Raw genomic sequence first — 15,602 nt, 5'->3', positions numbered from 1 at the left:
GTGATGGAGACGGTGGGAGTGATCGCGACAGCGGTGGTGGCGGTACTGGCGGCAGCCGGTGTCTACCTCGGCGTGCGGTCGGTACCGGACATCCGGAGATATCTGAAGATCCGGCAGATGTAGCGGCGGATCGGAAGGAGGCGAGATGCAGGACCCCAGAGAAGAATCACAGGAGGCACGCGGCGAGCCGGGCTCGCGCGATACCGGCGCGGACACGGTGGCCGGCGGAACCACCGATCGTGAAGCGGGCGATCTCGGTCACGAGGAGACGACCTCCGCGCCCGACGAAGCCGCCGAGCGGGAGGCGGAGTTCACCTCGGAACCGGCCCCCGGCAGCGAACCGCCCGTCCCGCCCTACGACGACCGCAAAGCGACCGCGAACGAGCCGCAGGAGACGGCGACCGGGAAGGTCGACGACAAGAGAGTCGGCGGGGCGACGTCGCCGACCGAAGGGGAAGGCTGAACCGACGGATACCGTGCTGATCGCCGGGATCGGCAATATCTTCCTCGGCGACGACGGGTTCGGGCCCGAGGTGGTGCGGCGGCTGCCGGACCACCCGGCGGCCGGTGCGCGCGTGGTGGACTACGGCATCCGCGGTATGCATCTGGCCTACGACCTGCTCGACGGCTGGGACGCACTGGTCCTCATCGACGCGGTACCCGATCGCGGTACGCCCGGACAGGTGGAGGTGTTGCGGGCCGAGGTCGGCGATGCCACCAGCGTGGAACTCGACGCGCACGCGATGAACCCCGCCGCGGTTTTCGCCGGTGTCCGCGCGCTGGGCGGCACTGTCCCGCCGACCGTGATCGTCGGCTGCCAGGTCGAGTCGGTGGATGAGCGGATCGGCTTGTCCGCTCCGGTCGAGAACGCGGTAAACGCTGCCGCGAAAGAAGTGCATCGCGTGGTCGCCGAACTGCTGAGACCACGTCAGGAGGTGTGACCATGTGTCTCGGAATTCCTGGGCGGGTCGTCGAGATACCCGAGGGATACCACCATCAGATCGCCCTGGTGGACGTATCCGGCGAGCAGCGCCGGGTGAACATCGGCCTGCTCGAAGACGATCCGGTGCGACCCGGTGACTGGGTGATCATCCATATGGGATTCGTGGTCGAGAAGACCGACGCGGCGGGCGCCGCCGAGGCGATGGCCGGGCTGCGCCTGCTCGGGAGCGGTGAGCAGCCGTGACGGCCGACCGGGCCCGACGACGGTTCGTGGTACGCGGCGTAGTGCAGGGCGTGGGCTTCCGGCCGTTCGTGTACACCACCGCCGCGGAACTTTCGCTGAGCGGCCGGGTGTCCAACGACAGCAGCGGTGTCATCATCGAAACCGAGGGCAGACCCGTTGATCTCGCGGAATTCGAGGGGCGCCTGCGGGGTTCGCCGCCACCGCTGGCGATGATCGAATCGATCGAGCGGACCGAGATCGCCGTCCGCGGTGGAACCGGATTCCATATCGCCGATACGACCGGAGGCGCCGGTCGTACCCTCGCGTCACCGGATATCGCCCTGTGCGCGGCGTGCGCCGCCGAATTGCGCGATCCCGCCGACCGCCGCTACCGGCATCCCTTCGTCAACTGCACCGACTGCGGACCCCGGTTCACCATCATCGCGGCACTGCCCTACGACCGGGCGAGCACCTCGATGGCCGATTTCCCGATGTGCGACCGGTGCGCCCGCGAATACCACGATCCCGCCGACCGCCGTTTCCACGCTCAGCCCATCGCCTGCCCCGACTGCGGCCCGAGCCTGTACTACACCGGGCCGGATGGGGGCGAACCACTGGCCGCTGCCCGGGAACTGCTCCGGTCGGGTGGAATCCTCGCGGTGAAGGGGATCGGCGGCTACCACCTGGCCTGCGATGCGGCGAACGAGACCGCGGTAGCCGAATTGCGCCGCCGGAAACGACGCGGTGGCAAGCCTTTCGCCGTGATGACGCCCGATCTCGCCACCGCCCGGACGATCGCCGCCGCGGACGCCGCGGCCGCCGCGCTGCTGACCGGGCCACAGCGCCCCATCGTGCTGCTGCCGCGCGGCGAGCGGCCGGTGGCGGCCTCCGTCGCGCCGGACAACCCGGATCTGGGTGTGCTCGTTGCCTATACCCCGTTGCATACGCTGCTGTTCGGCCTTCCCGGTGATCCGGCCGGGCCCGACGTACTGGTGATGACCTCCGGCAACCGGAGCAGCGAGCCGATCTGCTACGACGATGTGGACGCCGGTGAACGCCTGGCCGGTCTGGCCGACGGATGGCTGTGGCACAACCGCAGGATCCTGGTGCCCTGTGATGATTCGGTGGTGCGTCTGGTCGACGGTACCGAATCACCGGTGCGCCGCTCGCGTGGATACGCACCGCTGCCCCTCGCACTACCTGTACCCGTCGCGCCGACACTCGCCGCGGGTGCCGACCTGAAGAACGTCTGCGCGGTCGCCGACGGCCGATATGTGTGGCTGAGCCAGCACATCGGCGATATGGACGATCTGGCGACACTGCGGGCCTTCGATGCCACCGAACGACATCTCCGGGAACTCACCGGTGTGCACCCCGTTCAGCTCGCCGCGGATATGCACCCGGGCTACCGCTCCACGGAGTGGGCGCGCCGGAACGCGAACGGCCGCCCGGTGCGCACCGTGCAGCACCATCACGCGCATATCGCCGCGGTGATGGGGGAGCACGGCCTCGGCCCGGCCGAGACAGTACTGGGCGTCGCGTTCGACGGCACCGGGTTCGGTCCCGACGGAGCCGTCTGGGGCGGTGAGATCCTCGCCGCCGGGTACAAGGGTTACCGGCGGCTGGCCCATCTGAAATATGTGCCGCTCGCCGGTGGTGATACGAGCGTGCGACGCCCTTATCGGATGGCGCTGGCGCACCTGTGGGCGGCGGGGATCGAATGGTCGCCCGCGATTGCCTCGGTCCGCGCCTGTCCGGCCGCCGAACGCGCGGTGCTCGCCCATCAATTCGAGACCGGACTGGGTTGTGTGCCGACCTCGAGCATGGGCCGATTGTTCGATGCGGTGGCGTCGCTGGCCGGGGTCCGGCACACCGTGGAGTACGAGGCGCAGGCGGCCATCGAACTCGAAGGAATCTCGCGGCCCGGCGATACCGGTGGTGCGGAGTACCGATTCGCGGTCGACTCCGGCCGCGACCCGGCGTCGATCGATCCCGCCCCGGTGCTCGCGGCGGTGGTCGCCGATGCCGCGCGCGAGGTACCCGCGGCGGTGATCGGTGCCCGGTTCCACGCCGCCGTCGCGCGGCTGGTACTGGATACCGCGCTGGCCCGCGCCGGGCCGGATACGACTGTCGCCCTCTCGGGCGGTGTGTTCCAGAACGCGCTGCTGTTGTCGGCCACCCGGCGGCTGCTGCGGACAAGCGGTTTCACCGTACTCACCCACCACCGGCTGCCACCCAACGACGGCGGCCTCGCGTTCGGACAGGTGCTCGCGGTGGCCGCGGGCTGAGCGGAGAAGGAGGACGATCATGTGCCTGGCAGTTCCCGGTAAGGTGCTCAGCCTCGCGGAGCGCGACGGCACCCTGATGTCGGTCGTCGATTTCGGCGGCGTGCACAAGGACGTATGCCTGCAGTACATCCCGGACGCCGCGATCGGCGACTACGTCGTCGTGCACGTCGGATTCGCCATCCAGCGGCTGGACGAGGAATCGGCACTGCGGACCCTGGCGGAATTCGATCACCTCGGTGTGCTGAAGGAGGAGTTCGGCGACGGTTTCGCCGTCGCGGCCGCGCAGGCGGGAATGGACAACCCGGAGGCGCCGCGGCAGCCCGACCCAGAGGAGGAGCCGTGAAATATCTCGACGAATTCAGTGATCCGCACTTGGCGAAGAAACTTCTCGACCGGATCCGCGCCACCACCGACCGCCGCTGGGCGATCATGGAAGTATGTGGCGGGCAGACACATTCGATCATCCGGCACGGCATCGATCAGTTGCTGCCGGATCAGATCGAGATGATCCACGGTCCCGGCTGCCCGGTATGCGTCACTCCGCTGGAGGTCATCGACAAGGCGCTCGAGATCGCCGCGCGGCCCGGGGTCATCTTCTGCTCGTTCGGCGATATGCTGCGGGTTCCGGGCAGTACGAAGGATCTCTTCCATGTCAAGAGCGAAGGCGGAGACGTCCGCGTCGTCTACTCACCACTGGACGCGCTGGAATTGGCCAGGGCCAATCCGGACCGGCAGGTGGTCTTCTTCGGTATCGGTTTCGAGACCACCGCCCCCGCCAACGCGATGACCGTGTATCAGGCCCAGCGACTCGGTATCGAGAACTTCTCGCTGCTGGTCTCGCATGTGCTGGTGCCCCCGGCGATCGCCGCCATCATGGAATCACCGCAGTGCCGGGTGCAGGCTTTCCTGCTGGCCGGGCACGTGTGCACGGTGATGGGCACCCAGGAGTATCCGCCGCTGGCACAGCGGTACCGGGTCCCCATGGTCGTCACCGGTTTCGAACCGCTGGATATCCTCGAGGGCATCCGCCGCACAGTGGCACAGCTGGAGACGGGTCGGCACGAGATGGAGAACGCCTATCCACGCGCGGTATCGGATGCCGGAAATCCCGCCGCCAAGGCCATGCTGGACGATGTCTTCGAGGTCACCGACCGGGCCTGGCGCGGTATCGGAGTGATCCCGGGCAGCGGCTGGCGACTCTCGTCGCGTTACCGCGACTTCGATGCCGAGCAGCGGTTCTCGGTCGGCGAACTGCGTGCGGACGAATCGGCGGTCTGCCGGTCGGGGGAGGTACTGCAGGGCCTGATCAAACCGAACGAATGCGCCGCGTTCGGCACCCAGTGCACGCCGCGCAATCCCCTGGGCGCCACCATGGTGTCCTCCGAGGGCGCCTGTGCCGCCTACTACCTCTATCGCCGCCTGGACCTGCCCGCGGAGGTGGCCCATGCGTGAGGATCTGAGTATGCCCGCCGCACCGGCCATCGACGTGGACGGTTGGGTCTGCCCGATGCCGTTGCGTGACGCGCCGAATATCGTGATGGGCCACGGCGGCGGTGGTGCCATGTCGGGCGAACTGATCGAGCATCTGTTCCTGCCCGCCTTCGGGGCGGCCGCCGACGCCGGTATGGGGGATTCGGCGGTCTTCGCGGTCGACGGCACCCGGCTGGCCTTCTCCACCGACTCCTTCGTGGTGAAACCGCTGGTCTTCCCGGGTGGTTCGATCGGTGAGCTGGCGGTGAACGGTACCGTCAACGATCTCGCGATGGCCGGTGCGCGACCCCTGGTGCTGTCCACCGCCTTCATTCTCGAAGAGGGCACCGCCCTGTCCGAGATCGCCCATGTGGCCGAGGCTCTCGGCACTGCCGCGTCGGCGGCCGGAGTATCGCTGGTGACCGGTGATACCAAGGTCGTCGACGCTGGCCACGGTGACGGGATCTTCATCAACACCGCCGGGATCGGTGTCCTCGATGAGGGCGTCGATATCCGGCCCGAGCGGGCGGCACCCGGAGATGTCGTCATGGTCAGTGGCGATATCGGCGTACACGGGATCGCGGTCATGAGTTGCCGGGAAGGTCTGGAATTCGGCACGACGGTACTCAGCGATACCGCGCCGCTGGCCGGACTGGTGTCGGCGATGCTGGACACCGGTGCGGATCTGCACGTCCTGCGCGATCCGACACGTGGCGGAGTCGCCGCGACCCTGAACGAGATCGCCCGCGCGGCCGGGATCGGCGTATCGCTGGAGGAGACCGCGCTACCGGTCCCGGCCGCGGTGCGCGATGCCTGCGGGCTGCTCGGCCTGGATCCGGTGTATGTGGCCAACGAGGGCAAACTGGTCGCGTTCGTCGCGCCCGCGGACGCGGATCGGGTACTGGCGGCCATGCGCGCGCATCCGCTCGGGGCACGTGCGGCAGTGATCGGTACCTGTGTCGAGGAACATCCGGGAATGGTGGTGGCGCGCACCGCACTCGGCGGCACCCGGGTGGTCGATCTGCCCGCCGGGGAGCAACTGCCGCGGATCTGTTGACGCGGCGGGTCCGATCGGACTGCCGCCCGAAAGAAATGAGGTATCCGACGGTGCGGATATCGGTGGCGGCCCTACGGCGGGGATGGTCGGATCTGGGCCCGGCGCAGCGGCGCAGTGTCACCGGGATGAGTCTCACGATCGTCGCACTGCATGTGATCGGGTTCGCGACGCTGCTGTTGCTCGTGGTGCCCGGCGGCTATCTCGTGGACGGAGCGGTGTTCGGCGCCGGACTCGGGATCACTGCCTACACCCTGGGTATGCGGCACGCGTTCGACGCCGACCATATCGCCGCCATCGACAATACGACCCGGAAACTGGTCGCCGAGCAGAAGAAGCCGCTCTCGGTCGGGTTCTGGTTCTCGCTCGGACACTCGACCATTGTGTTCGCACTGGTCGCCTTGCTGGCGGCCGGAGTCAAGGCGCTCGCGGTCAATCTGCAGGACGACGATTCGCGGTTGCAGCAGTGGACCGGTGTCTTCGGAACCGGGGTCTCGGGTACGTTCCTGATCCTGATCGGGTTGCTCAACCTGGTATCGCTGGTCGGGATCTGGCGGGTGTTCCGCGGGATGCGCGGCGGTCGATACGACGAAGCCGAACTCGAGCGCCGGCTCGACGATCGCGGCGCGCTCAACCGCGTTTTCGGGCCGCTGATACGGGCAGTGCGCGAACCCTGGCAGATGTATCCGGTCGGGTTGCTGTTCGGCCTGGGCTTCGACACCGTCACCGAGGTCGGCCTGCTGGTCATCGCCGGTGGCGCCGCGGCCACCGATCTGCCCTGGTACGCGATCCTCGTTCTGCCCGTGCTCTTCTCGGCGGGCATGTCGCTGTTCGACGCACTGGACGGGACTTTCATGAACTACGCCTACGGCTGGGCGTTCGCGGGCCCGGTGCGCAAGATCTACTACAACTTCGTGGTCACCGGTCTGTCGGTCGCGGTGGCCCTGCTGATCGGCGCGCAGGAGATCATCTCGATCATGACCGAGAAACTGGACCTCACCTCGGGCCCGCTCGCGTGGATCGGTTCGCTCGACCTCGGCGCGATGGGGTTCATCATCGTCGGTCTGTTCGTGGTGACCTGGGCCGCCGCTGTCGCGGTCTGGCGTTTCGGCGAGGTCGAACAACGGTGGCGGCGCGGATTACCGGTGGATCCGTGAGTACGAGCGCGAAGGCGGTCGCCGCCCCGGGAACCGAGATGTTCGCCCGGTTCGCCTACGCACCCAACCGGCTCGGTTACTGCGGACCGGCCGAGACCTCGGCCCTGCGCACGGGCTCCGCCGACCGGGTGCGGGACGCGGCGCGCCATTTCACCGGGGCCTGGCCTTATCTGCGGGTGATGTCGCGGATGACCGGGATCGCCGATCCGCTCGATCGCCGGCTCGTCGAGTCGTACTGGCTCGGTGGTGGTGTGGGCGCGGAACTCGATCCGGCCGCATTCGTCACGGAGTTGCTCGCCGTGATCGGCCCGGCCGCGGGGAACTACTGGCAGTACCTGACGCGGGACTGCCTGGCCGGGGAGGCGGCGGCCAATCACTGCTTCCACGTATTCGGCATCTATCCGTGGTCCCGTCTGCTCGGTCGCGGTGGGGAGCAGCCGATCCGGGTGCTCGACTGTTGCCGCATCGGCTGGGGCACGGTGTCGGCCCGGGCCGGCGACGAACTGACGGTGCGGTGCCGTCGGTTGCGCTTCGATGGGGGCCGATTGCTTCTGGGAGTACCGGAGCCGGTCTCGGTGCCCGTATGGGAAGACGGGTTCGCCGCCGTCCCGGACGCAGCGCCGGGGCAGCTCGTCGCCCTGCACTGGGACCGGCTGTGCGGTCCGTTGACCCTTTCCGAGGCGCGCACACTGGCCGTGACGACGGCTCGGCAACTTCGCGTCACCAACCGGCGACTCGCGCGTTAACCGACCGGCGTGGGCCACCGCCGGTGGTTGTCGTCGATGACGAACGTGTGGGTGTGCCGGTAGGTGGTCGCGCCCACCGGCACGGCGTCGTGCAGGTGATCCGGATCAACGCGGTCGTCGTGGACGTGGCCGAGAGCCGCCGGGTCGCGGCGCGGCCAGTACCGGACCGCCGCGGCCAGCCCACCCACCGCGGCAACGGCCAGGACGATCCAGGCGACGGCGAAGCCCGCCGAGGTCGCCAGCCCGCCCGCGAGCGGGTAGGTGATGAGCCAGCACAGATGCGATAGCGAGAACTGGGCGGCGAAGAGGGCCGGCCGGTCCTTCGGTTGCGCGGAGCGACGTAGTACTCGACCCACCGGAGTAATCGCCAGTCCGGCGCCGGCGCCGATGACCGCCCAGACCACGAGGGCGGTGGTCCGGCTGCCGGTACCGTTCAGCGCCATCATGATCGCGGCGGTGATGCCGAGTACCAGAGTGCCCGCGCCGGCCAGCACGATCGAGCGTTCGCGCGCCCGATCCAGCACTCGGGGCAGTGCGAGGGCGGCGAGCATCGTTCCGGAACCATTGGCCGCCAACAGCACCGCGACATCGGATTGTGAGCCGCCCAGGACATCGCGGACGTAGTTCACGGTATCGACCATCACCACCGACCCCACCGCGGCCACCACCAGGTTCACCCCGAGCAGGCCGCGCAGGCGCGGGGTGGCGGCGAAGATCCGCATTCCCGCGACGGTGCGGTCCCATATCCCGGTTGTCCGCGCGCGGTGGGCGATATCCGGGATCGCAGTGCCGGCGACCAGCGCCGCGGAGGCGAGGAACCCGAGGGCGGTCCCCGCGAACAGCCAATGGAAGTCCAGCACCGTGAGCAACAGCGCCGCCAGCAGCGGGCTGAGCAGGGTCTCCATCGTGGAAGCGAGTTGTGCGGCGGACAGGGCTCGGGTGTACTCGCGCTCGTCGGGCAGGATATCGGGCAACACAGCTTGGAAGGCCGGGGTGAACACCGCCGACGCGGTCTGTAGAACGGCGATCGACAGATAGATCTGCCACACCTCGTTCACGAACGGCAGTGTCAGCACCACCGCTACCCGGACCAGATCCAGCCCGACGAGCAGCCCCCGCCGCGGCAGCCGATCGGCGTAGGCCGCCGCCACCGGCGCCACGGATACGTAGACGACCATTTTGATCGTCAGCGCGGTACCGAGTACCAGGCCCGCATCTCTTCCTGCCAGCTGATAGGCCAGCAGACCCAGCGCCACGGTCGCCAGACCGGTGCCGCACAACGCCGACACCTGCGCCGTGAACAGATGCCGGTAGGCGCGTCGGCTGAACAGTGACACCCTCGACTCCTGGATCCGCTCCGAGCACCGGCAGAATATGTGCTCGTGTACGCACATGATAGTAGTAGCCATTGGTCCGAGCTTCCGCCCCCGGACCTCGCCGAGGCGGCGGCGAAGGCGATGCGGATGCTGTCCGACCCCACCCGATTGCGACTCCTGTGGTTGCTGAGCGGTGACGAACTGGATGTCGGCTCGCTCGCCGAACGGGTATCGCTGGCCCGGCCCGCGGTATCGCAGCATCTGGCCAAGCTCGAACTCGCCGGGCTGGTGATCCGGCGTCGCGACGGCCGGCGCATGCTCTACCGCACCCGTGGCGGACATGTGCGCCGCCTGCTGGTCGAGGCGCTGAACGCCGCTGAGCATCACGTACGCGGGATACCGGACCACGACTGAGATTCCGGGCCGCCTGTTCGGTGAACCCGGTATCCGGTAGCGGATCCGCTCAGCCGGCGGCTTCGGGGCGATCGGCGAGACCCAGGCGCAGGTGCTCGCTGTGGTAGATCGCCTCGTCGAGCAACTGGGCCACATGGTTGTCGTAGAGGCTGTAGACGATGCTGCGCCCGGCGCGAGCGCCGGTGACCAGGCCGAGATTTCGCAGCAGTCGCAATTGGTGGGAGACCGCGGACTGTTCCATCCCGACCGCCGCCGCCAGCTCGGTCACCGGTAGCGGTCCCTGCCGCAGTTCGCTCAGGATCAGCAGCCGGCTCGGCGTGGCCAGCGCCTGCAGCGTCGTCGCGACCCGGCCTGCCGCATCGGCGTCCAACCGCGTGGTGGTCGGGCGGTCCCGGCCTTCGACCCCGTGTCCCATAAGCGAACAGCATATCAACCAGCATAAATGAAGACGTCTTCATATGTTCTGTTATTGTCGGCGGATCTGTTCGTTCCCTGTGGAGGTGGCCCGTGGCCGTTCCGACGCGTACGTCCACCGTCGCGACAGCTGTACCCGCGCCGGTGGCGGTGCGCCGTACGAAGCTGTTGTCGCTATCCGAAACCCGTTGGGCGGCAACGGCAGTGGCGTTGTCCGGGGCCGGGGCCGCGGCGCAGCTCGCCGGGGGTCCGGACTGGCTGTGGTGGTCGCTGTACCTGGCCTGTTACGCGGCCGGTGGCCGGGCACCGGCCGCGGCCGGTTTGCGCGCGTTACGAGAGAAGACGCTGGATGTGGATCTGCTGATGGTGGCCGCCGCCCTCGGCGCCGCAGCGATCGGGCAGGTCGGTGACGGCGCGCTGCTGATCGTCATCTTCGCAACCTCGGGCGCGCTGGAGGCCTTCGCGAGCGCCCGCACGGAGGATTCGGTACGCGGGCTGCTGGATCTGGCCCCGGATACCGCGACCCGGGTCACCGAATCGGACGAGGAGGAGACGATCGCGGTCGCCGACCTCGAGGTCGGCGATACCGTCCTGGTGCGGCCCGGAGAACGGATCCCCGCCGACGCCACCGTTGTATCCGGCGGCAGCGAGGTCGATCAGGCCACCATCACCGGGGAACCGTTGCCGGTGGACAGATCCGCCGGTGACGAAGTGTTCGCCGGCACTCTCAACGGCACCGGCTCCCTGTGGATCCGGGTCGATCGCCGTGCGCGGGACTCGGTGATCGCCCGGATCGCGTCCCTGGTGGAAGAGGCGAGCCGCACCAAGGCCCGTACTCAGCTGTTCATCGAGAAGATCGAGCAGCGCTACTCGGTGACGATGGTCGGGGCCACCCTGGTGATATTCGTGGTGCCGCTGGTGTTCGGCGAGACAGCGCAGCGCGCGCTGCTGCGCGCGATGACGTTCATGATCGTCGCCTCCCCGTGCGCGGTGGTGCTGGCGACCATGCCTCCGCTGCTGGCCGCGATCGCGACGGCCGGACGCCACGGTGTCCTCGTCAAGTCCGCGGTCGTGATGGAGAAACTGGGTACCACCGATGTGATCGCGTTCGACAAGACCGGAACGCTGACCCGGGGTACTCCCGAGTTGGCCGGGATATGGTGTCCGATCGACACATTCGACGCCGACGAGGTGCTCCGGCTCGCCGCGGCCGCGGAGCGGCCCAGCGAACATCCGCTCGCCGCCGCCATCGTCCGGGCCGCCCGCGCGCGGGGGCTCGACCTACCGTCCGTGAGCGATTTCGTCGCTCATCCGGGCCGTGGCGTGAGCGCTCGCGTCGAGGGCCATCGCATCGCGGTCGGGTCACCGGCGGCGCTGGAGAACGTCGAGCCCGGCCCGGTCGTCGAGGCGGCGGCTGCTGCGATAGCGACGATGCAGGCGGGGGGCCACACCGCGGTCGTGGTGACCCGTGACCGCCGCCCGGCCGGGGTGCTCGCCCTCGCCGACGAGATGCGGCCGGAAGCCGCGGTCGCTGTCGATGCGGCGCGACGGCTGACCGGAACGATCCCTGTGCTGCTGACCGGTGACAACCGGGCGGCCGCCGACCGAGTGGCCGTCCGGGTCGGCATCACCGATATCCGGGCCGGACTGCTGCCCGCCGACAAGGTGGCCGCTGTCCGGCAGTTGCGGGCCGCCGGCGCCGGGGTGGCGGTCGTGGGTGACGGTATCAACGACGCCCCCGCTCTCGCCGCCGCGCACGTCGGTATCGCGATGGGCGGGGCGGGTTCGGATCTCACGCTCCGGACCGCCGACGCGGTTATCGTTCGTGACGATCTCACCACCGTTCCCACGGTGATCGCACTGGCCCGTCGCGCCCGCCGGGTCGTGGCCGCGAATCTGGTGATCGCCGCATCCTTCATCGTGGTGCTGGTGGTATGGGATCTGGTGGGTACCCTGCCGCTGCCGCTGGGGGTGGCGGGCCACGAGGGCTCCACGATCATTGTCGGACTCAACGGCCTGCGCCTGCTGCGCAGTGCCGCCTGGCGTCGTGCCGCCGACGCGGGCCGGTAGCCGGGCGCGGCGGTGACCTCGGCCGCCCACTCTGCTATGTAACCGGATTTGTATATTGGTTACATGGCTGCGGGTGGCGACACTGTCGATGAGGCGATCATGGACGCTGCGTTGGAAAGGATTCTGCAGGTCGGGATCAGGCGGGCCGGCCTCGAGGATATCGCGCGGCGGGCCGGGATCAACCGGATCACCATTCATCGGCGCTTCGCCGGGAAGGACAACCTGGTCGAGGCGGTCCTGGAGCGGGAGACCCAGCGCATGCTGACCGAGGTCAGCGCGATCGCCACCACCGCCACCACCGTGGAGGACCGGATCGAGGAGACGATGCTGCATGTGCTGTTGCAGACTCGGATCCACCGGCTGGTCACCCAGCTGCTGCGGGTGGCTCCGGAGGAGGCGCTCGGTTTCTACACCGTGCAGGGTGAGCGGCTGGTCGCGATCGGTATCGATTACATCGTCGGGATGCTCACCCACGCCCAGTCCGCCGGTCTGGTCGACCGCTACGATCCGCGTCCGGTCGCCGAACTCGTTGCCCGCCTGGCGCATTCGCTGATGCTCACACCCGGCGTCGGTGGTGTCGATTTCACCGATCCCGACGAAGCGCGCGCCTTCGTCCGCAGCACCATCGTTCCGCTCATGAAACACGGGATCGCCGCCCCTTCGAGCGCCGGAACCGCCGGCCGATCCGCCCCGGCGTCGGAAGGGATCGCTCAGCTGTGATGTCCGGGACAACCTCACCGGACATCACGCCTGGATACACCGCTCGCGCGATTCCGGCCGGAACGGGGGAGAGTGCGCTCGCCGGCTCCGGCGCGGCCCGCCGACAACTCGTCGGATCGAGCCGGATCCCGCCGGGTACCTGCCGAGGGGGCCGGCAACCCCGGCACGCTCCGGCTCAGCCCGGAATCGGCGCGCGGAAGTAGCTGGGTTCGGCGTCGGCGGGCAGATCGGCGGCGGTGGCGAACGGTTCGGCCTCCGCCCGCAGCTCGACCAGGTGACGGGCATGGGCAGCCAGCGAGCGGTCCTCATCGGAGACCGGTGTCCACTGTTCGATCGGGCGGGCCTTCCCGTTGGCGTCGACCGCCACCACGACCGCCAGGCCGTGTGCGGCGAGTGCGGGTTCGTCGGAGTGCGGGTCGGTCGACGTCACGTGCACGCTGATATGCATACTGCGCGGCCCGGTATGGATGAGCCGCGCGGTGACCTCCACGATATGGCCGATGACGATCGGCCGGTAGAAGCGGATACCGCCGAAATAGGAGGTGATCACATGCTGCCCGGCCCAATCGGCGCCGCAGACGTAGGCGGCCTCGTCGATCCACCCCATCGTGCGGCCCCCGTGGACCTTGCCGCCCCAGTTGATATCCGACGGTGCCGCGAGAAAGCGCAGCGTCGCGCTCGGTGCGGTGCCGCTCGCGGTGTAGCGCTGCGCCGCCATGGCCTCCTCGATCCGCTTCCGGACCGAGATACGCGCCCGCGCCTGCCGATGGCGGTGCAGTTCGAGGATCGTGGACGGCTCCCACTGGGGCACCTCGACGGTCCGGCGTTCATCGTCCACCGCGACGAAGATCGTCAGGCACTGGGCCGTCTGGACCGGTTTCTGCCGGGTGGGGTCGGTCGAATAGACGCTGACCAGGATATGCATGCTCGTGCGCCCGGTGTGGACGAGATTCGCGTGCAACTCGACCAGTTCGCCGACCGCGATCGGCCGGTCCAGGTGAATATTGCCGACGTAGGCGGTGACGCAGTAGCGCCCGCTCCACTGGGCCGCCGCGGCATAGGCGACCTTGTCGATCCATTCGAGAAGTTTGCCGCCGTCCACCGCGTCCGCGATCCCCGCGTCGGCGGGTTTGACGAGGAAACGATGGATCGCCTCGGGCCGCCTGCCGGATACGGCCGGGGTCGGGAGAGGGTCGATGGTTGTGGTGGTCACGGCCTGCCGATCTGCTCGGGTGGACGGATGTACGGTTCCCGACTCCGTTGTCATCCGGTGGAGGATAGGCATACGCGACGCTACGGGCGAGTAGCGCGCCACCACCGCTGGAGAACTCTGCTGTCGGACCGTCGATCGTGTGTACACACTCGCCGAGTGGGTAGCTGCGTTCGCCGGGCAGATCGCGACTACCTGTTTGGGACGGCGGTTGGTGGTTATTCGCCCCGACGACCGGCCGGACAGCAGGCCGGGCGCACCCGACGAGAGGGTCAGGCGATGAGTGCTACGGACAAGTTCAACAACAAGGCCGAAGATCTCGCTGGTCAGGCCAAGGAAAAGCTCGGGCAGGCCACCGGCGACAAGGACAAGGAGAACGAGGGTAAGGCCGACCAGACCAAGTCCAACCTCAAGGACGCGGGGGAGAAGGTCAAGGACGCCTTCCGCGACTGAGGCGAACATACGAGTGGGCGACGCCGGAATCGGCGTCCCCCACTCGGCGTCTGCGGCAGAACCGCGACGTGGGCGGGTTCGTACCCCGACGCGGCGCGGGATGCAGCGAGATATCCGCTCACGCCCGCGACCGGATCTCGGCGTTATCGCCTCCCATGGGTTCGGGAGCGCCGTCGGTATCGGTCGGCCGCCGCGTCGGCGTGGTGTCGAATCCGGGCAGGCGCCCCGCGACCAGTGGCACCATGAGCTGGATGAGCGGTCCGATGGCGACCGCGTAGACCAAGGTGCCGACCCCGACGCTGCCACCGAGGAGCCAGCCGATCGTCAGGACCGATACTTCGAGGACGGTCCGTACCAGCCGGATGGACCACCCGGTCCGCCGGACCAGACCGGTCATGAGACCGTCGCGCGGGCCCGGCCCGAGTCCCGCGCCGATGTACAGCACACTGGCCACCGCGTTCAGCACGACCGCGACCACCATCGCGCCCAGCCGGACCGGCATCGACTCCCACTCGGGGAGTATCAGTAACCCGACGTCGACGGAGACGCCGACCAGCACCACGTTGCTCACCGTGCCCACACCGGGCCACTGGCGCAATGGAATCCAGGCCAGTAGAACCACCACACCGGTCAGTGCGGTGACGGTGCCGAAGCTCATCGGGACGTGCCGGGTGACACCTTGATGGAAAACGTCCCACGGGTCCAAACCCACTGCGGCGCGGATCATCACGGCCATCGAGAAGCCGTACAGCCAGAGACCGGCGAACAGCGCGGTGAGACGTCTGATCATACGACGAGCATTCCTGTCGCTGGATCTATCGTACAGAGCCACATGTCTACGACTGGACCTCGATAAGGAGCCGAGCGTTCCGGGTATGCGTTGTTCGATATCCGGGCGAGCCGCCGATCCGGGCTGTTCGGCCGAGGCCGGCTCGCGGGTTGGGTGGCCGTCGTCCCCGGCCCGTTTCCGTTGCGCCCGAGGTCGAACCGGCGCCCGCGGCGCAGGTCCGGGCGGGGGCGGCGTGCCAAAAGGCGAAACGCCGCATCCGGTTGCGGGCCGCGCGGAGAGTATGCATAAACTGTGCGGCGCACGGTCTGATAGCTGTTTGCTCTTAAAGGTGTTCC

General features: G+C 68.5%; 18 protein-coding genes. 14 read left to right on the top strand and 4 right to left on the bottom strand.

Features of this window, described 5'->3' with window-relative positions; genetic code table 11:
• The first annotated feature begins 3 nt into the window (after positions 1-3).
• The 10 genes from IEY68_RS37215 to IEY68_RS30825 are packed head-to-tail and all read left to right on the top strand — an operon-like array spanning position 4 to position 7,880.
• Positions 4-123, top strand: coding sequence for a DUF6893 family small protein (locus IEY68_RS37215; RefSeq protein WP_373293039.1), 120 nt, complete (start codon positions 4-6; stop codon positions 121-123).
• 22 nt (positions 124-145) lie between these two features.
• Entirely contained in the window at positions 146-463 is a 318-nt protein-coding gene (locus tag IEY68_RS30865; protein ID WP_058856191.1) for a hypothetical protein, read from the top strand.
• 13 nt (positions 464-476) lie between these two features.
• A complete protein-coding gene (locus tag IEY68_RS30860) occupies positions 477-941 on the top strand; it encodes a hydrogenase maturation protease (protein ID WP_058856192.1) in 465 nt (154 codons plus the stop codon).
• A 2-nt stretch (positions 942-943) separates the two neighbouring features.
• The gene (locus IEY68_RS30855; RefSeq protein ID WP_058856193.1) at positions 944-1,186 is read left to right on the top strand and encodes a HypC/HybG/HupF family hydrogenase formation chaperone; all 243 of its coding nucleotides are present in this window, start codon (positions 944-946) and stop codon (positions 1,184-1,186) included.
• Complete coding sequence (gene hypF / locus IEY68_RS30850; protein WP_058856194.1) at positions 1,183-3,453, top strand: carbamoyltransferase HypF; 2,271 nt, start codon at positions 1,183-1,185, stop codon at positions 3,451-3,453. The genes IEY68_RS30855 and hypF overlap by 4 nt, the downstream gene beginning before the upstream one ends.
• Positions 3,454-3,472: 19 nt before the next feature.
• Positions 3,473-3,796: a HypC/HybG/HupF family hydrogenase formation chaperone gene (locus tag IEY68_RS30845; protein ID WP_058856195.1), complete on the top strand. Its 324-nt coding sequence runs from the start codon at positions 3,473-3,475 to the stop codon at positions 3,794-3,796.
• Positions 3,793-4,905 carry a hydrogenase formation protein HypD gene (gene hypD / locus IEY68_RS30840; RefSeq protein ID WP_058856196.1) on the top strand — a complete coding sequence of 371 codons (1,113 nt, stop codon included), beginning with the start codon at positions 3,793-3,795 and terminating at the stop codon, positions 4,903-4,905. The genes IEY68_RS30845 and hypD overlap by 4 nt, the downstream gene beginning before the upstream one ends.
• Positions 4,898-5,980, top strand: a complete 1,083-nt coding sequence (hypE, locus tag IEY68_RS30835; protein WP_058856197.1) for a hydrogenase expression/formation protein HypE — start codon at positions 4,898-4,900, stop codon at positions 5,978-5,980. The genes hypD and hypE overlap by 8 nt, the downstream gene beginning before the upstream one ends.
• A gap of 35 nt (positions 5,981-6,015) precedes the next feature.
• Positions 6,016-7,134: a Nickel transporter NicT gene (gene nicT / locus IEY68_RS30830; protein ID WP_195826242.1), complete on the top strand. Its 1,119-nt coding sequence runs from the start codon at positions 6,016-6,018 to the stop codon at positions 7,132-7,134.
• Entirely contained in the window at positions 7,131-7,880 is a 750-nt protein-coding gene (locus IEY68_RS30825; RefSeq protein ID WP_267886591.1) for a DUF6390 family protein, read from the top strand. Before nicT ends, IEY68_RS30825 begins: the two co-directional genes overlap by 4 nt.
• On the opposite strand, the gene IEY68_RS30820 is transcribed toward IEY68_RS30825, so the two are convergent.
• Positions 7,877-9,217 carry an MFS transporter gene (locus IEY68_RS30820; RefSeq protein ID WP_229719144.1) on the bottom strand — a complete coding sequence of 447 codons (1,341 nt, stop codon included), beginning with the start codon at positions 9,215-9,217 and terminating at the stop codon, positions 7,877-7,879. The genes IEY68_RS30825 and IEY68_RS30820 overlap by 4 nt on opposite strands.
• 45 nt (positions 9,218-9,262) lie before the next feature.
• Between IEY68_RS30820 and IEY68_RS30815 the strand changes: the two genes are divergently transcribed.
• Positions 9,263-9,610 carry an ArsR/SmtB family transcription factor gene (locus IEY68_RS30815; RefSeq protein WP_058856213.1) on the top strand — a complete coding sequence of 116 codons (348 nt, stop codon included), beginning with the start codon at positions 9,263-9,265 and terminating at the stop codon, positions 9,608-9,610.
• 49 nt (positions 9,611-9,659) lie between these two features.
• On the opposite strand, the gene IEY68_RS30810 is transcribed toward IEY68_RS30815, so the two are convergent.
• Positions 9,660-10,025 (bottom strand): ArsR/SmtB family transcription factor, encoded by a 366-nt coding sequence (locus tag IEY68_RS30810; protein WP_058856198.1) that lies wholly within the window; start codon positions 10,023-10,025, stop codon positions 9,660-9,662.
• A 92-nt stretch (positions 10,026-10,117) separates the two neighbouring features.
• Here IEY68_RS30810 and IEY68_RS30805 point away from each other — a divergent pair, with 92 nt between their 5' ends.
• Positions 10,118-12,094: a heavy metal translocating P-type ATPase gene (locus IEY68_RS30805; protein WP_189094582.1), complete on the top strand. Its 1,977-nt coding sequence runs from the start codon at positions 10,118-10,120 to the stop codon at positions 12,092-12,094.
• Positions 12,095-12,157: 63 nt separating this feature from the next.
• On the top strand, positions 12,158-12,814 hold the full coding sequence (locus IEY68_RS30800) for a TetR/AcrR family transcriptional regulator (RefSeq protein ID WP_082681548.1): 657 nt from the start codon (positions 12,158-12,160) through the stop codon (positions 12,812-12,814).
• Between the two features lie 175 nt (positions 12,815-12,989).
• Here the strand turns inward: IEY68_RS30800 and IEY68_RS30795 are convergent, their stop codons facing one another.
• Positions 12,990-14,081 (bottom strand): acyl-CoA thioesterase, encoded by a 1,092-nt coding sequence (locus IEY68_RS30795; RefSeq protein WP_082681549.1) that lies wholly within the window; start codon positions 14,079-14,081, stop codon positions 12,990-12,992.
• Positions 14,082-14,303: 222 nt separating this feature from the next.
• Here IEY68_RS30795 and IEY68_RS30790 point away from each other — a divergent pair, with 222 nt between their 5' ends.
• Positions 14,304-14,477, top strand: coding sequence for a CsbD family protein (locus tag IEY68_RS30790; RefSeq protein WP_058856200.1), 174 nt, complete (start codon positions 14,304-14,306; stop codon positions 14,475-14,477).
• A 118-nt stretch (positions 14,478-14,595) separates the two neighbouring features.
• On the opposite strand, the gene yczE is transcribed toward IEY68_RS30790, so the two are convergent.
• On the bottom strand, positions 14,596-15,267 hold the full coding sequence (gene yczE, locus IEY68_RS30785; protein WP_229719143.1) for a membrane protein YczE: 672 nt from the start codon (positions 15,265-15,267) through the stop codon (positions 14,596-14,598).
• Positions 15,268-15,602: the final 335 nt, after the last annotated feature.

The organism is Nocardia jinanensis, from assembly GCF_014645735.1.
Lineage (GTDB): Bacteria > Actinomycetota > Actinomycetes > Mycobacteriales > Mycobacteriaceae > Nocardia > Nocardia jinanensis.
This window is presented reverse-complemented; position numbering and strand designations above follow the sequence as displayed.

What these genes read in the sequence shown, in the direction of transcription:
- IEY68_RS30845 (WP_058856195.1), top strand. Translation starts at nt 3,473, where the DNA reads ATGTGCCTGGCAGTTCCCGGTAAGGTGCTCAGCCTCGCGGAGCGCGAC.
- IEY68_RS30795 (WP_082681549.1), bottom strand. Translation starts at nt 14,081, where the DNA reads ATGACAACGGAGTCGGGAACCGTACATCCGTCCACCCGAGCAGATCGG.
- yczE (WP_229719143.1), bottom strand. Translation starts at nt 15,267, where the DNA reads ATGATCAGACGTCTCACCGCGCTGTTCGCCGGTCTCTGGCTGTACGGC.
- IEY68_RS30865 (WP_058856191.1), top strand. Translation starts at nt 146, where the DNA reads ATGCAGGACCCCAGAGAAGAATCACAGGAGGCACGCGGCGAGCCGGGC.
- IEY68_RS30810 (WP_058856198.1), bottom strand. Translation starts at nt 10,025, where the DNA reads ATGGGACACGGGGTCGAAGGCCGGGACCGCCCGACCACCACGCGGTTG.
- hypE (WP_058856197.1), top strand. Translation starts at nt 4,898, where the DNA reads ATGCGTGAGGATCTGAGTATGCCCGCCGCACCGGCCATCGACGTGGAC.
- IEY68_RS30790 (WP_058856200.1), top strand. Translation starts at nt 14,304, where the DNA reads ATGAGTGCTACGGACAAGTTCAACAACAAGGCCGAAGATCTCGCTGGT.
- nicT (WP_195826242.1), top strand. Translation starts at nt 6,016, where the DNA reads ATGAGGTATCCGACGGTGCGGATATCGGTGGCGGCCCTACGGCGGGGA.
- IEY68_RS37215 (WP_373293039.1), top strand. Translation starts at nt 4, where the DNA reads ATGGAGACGGTGGGAGTGATCGCGACAGCGGTGGTGGCGGTACTGGCG.
- IEY68_RS30800 (WP_082681548.1), top strand. Translation starts at nt 12,158, where the DNA reads ATGGCTGCGGGTGGCGACACTGTCGATGAGGCGATCATGGACGCTGCG.
- IEY68_RS30855 (WP_058856193.1), top strand. Translation starts at nt 944, where the DNA reads ATGTGTCTCGGAATTCCTGGGCGGGTCGTCGAGATACCCGAGGGATAC.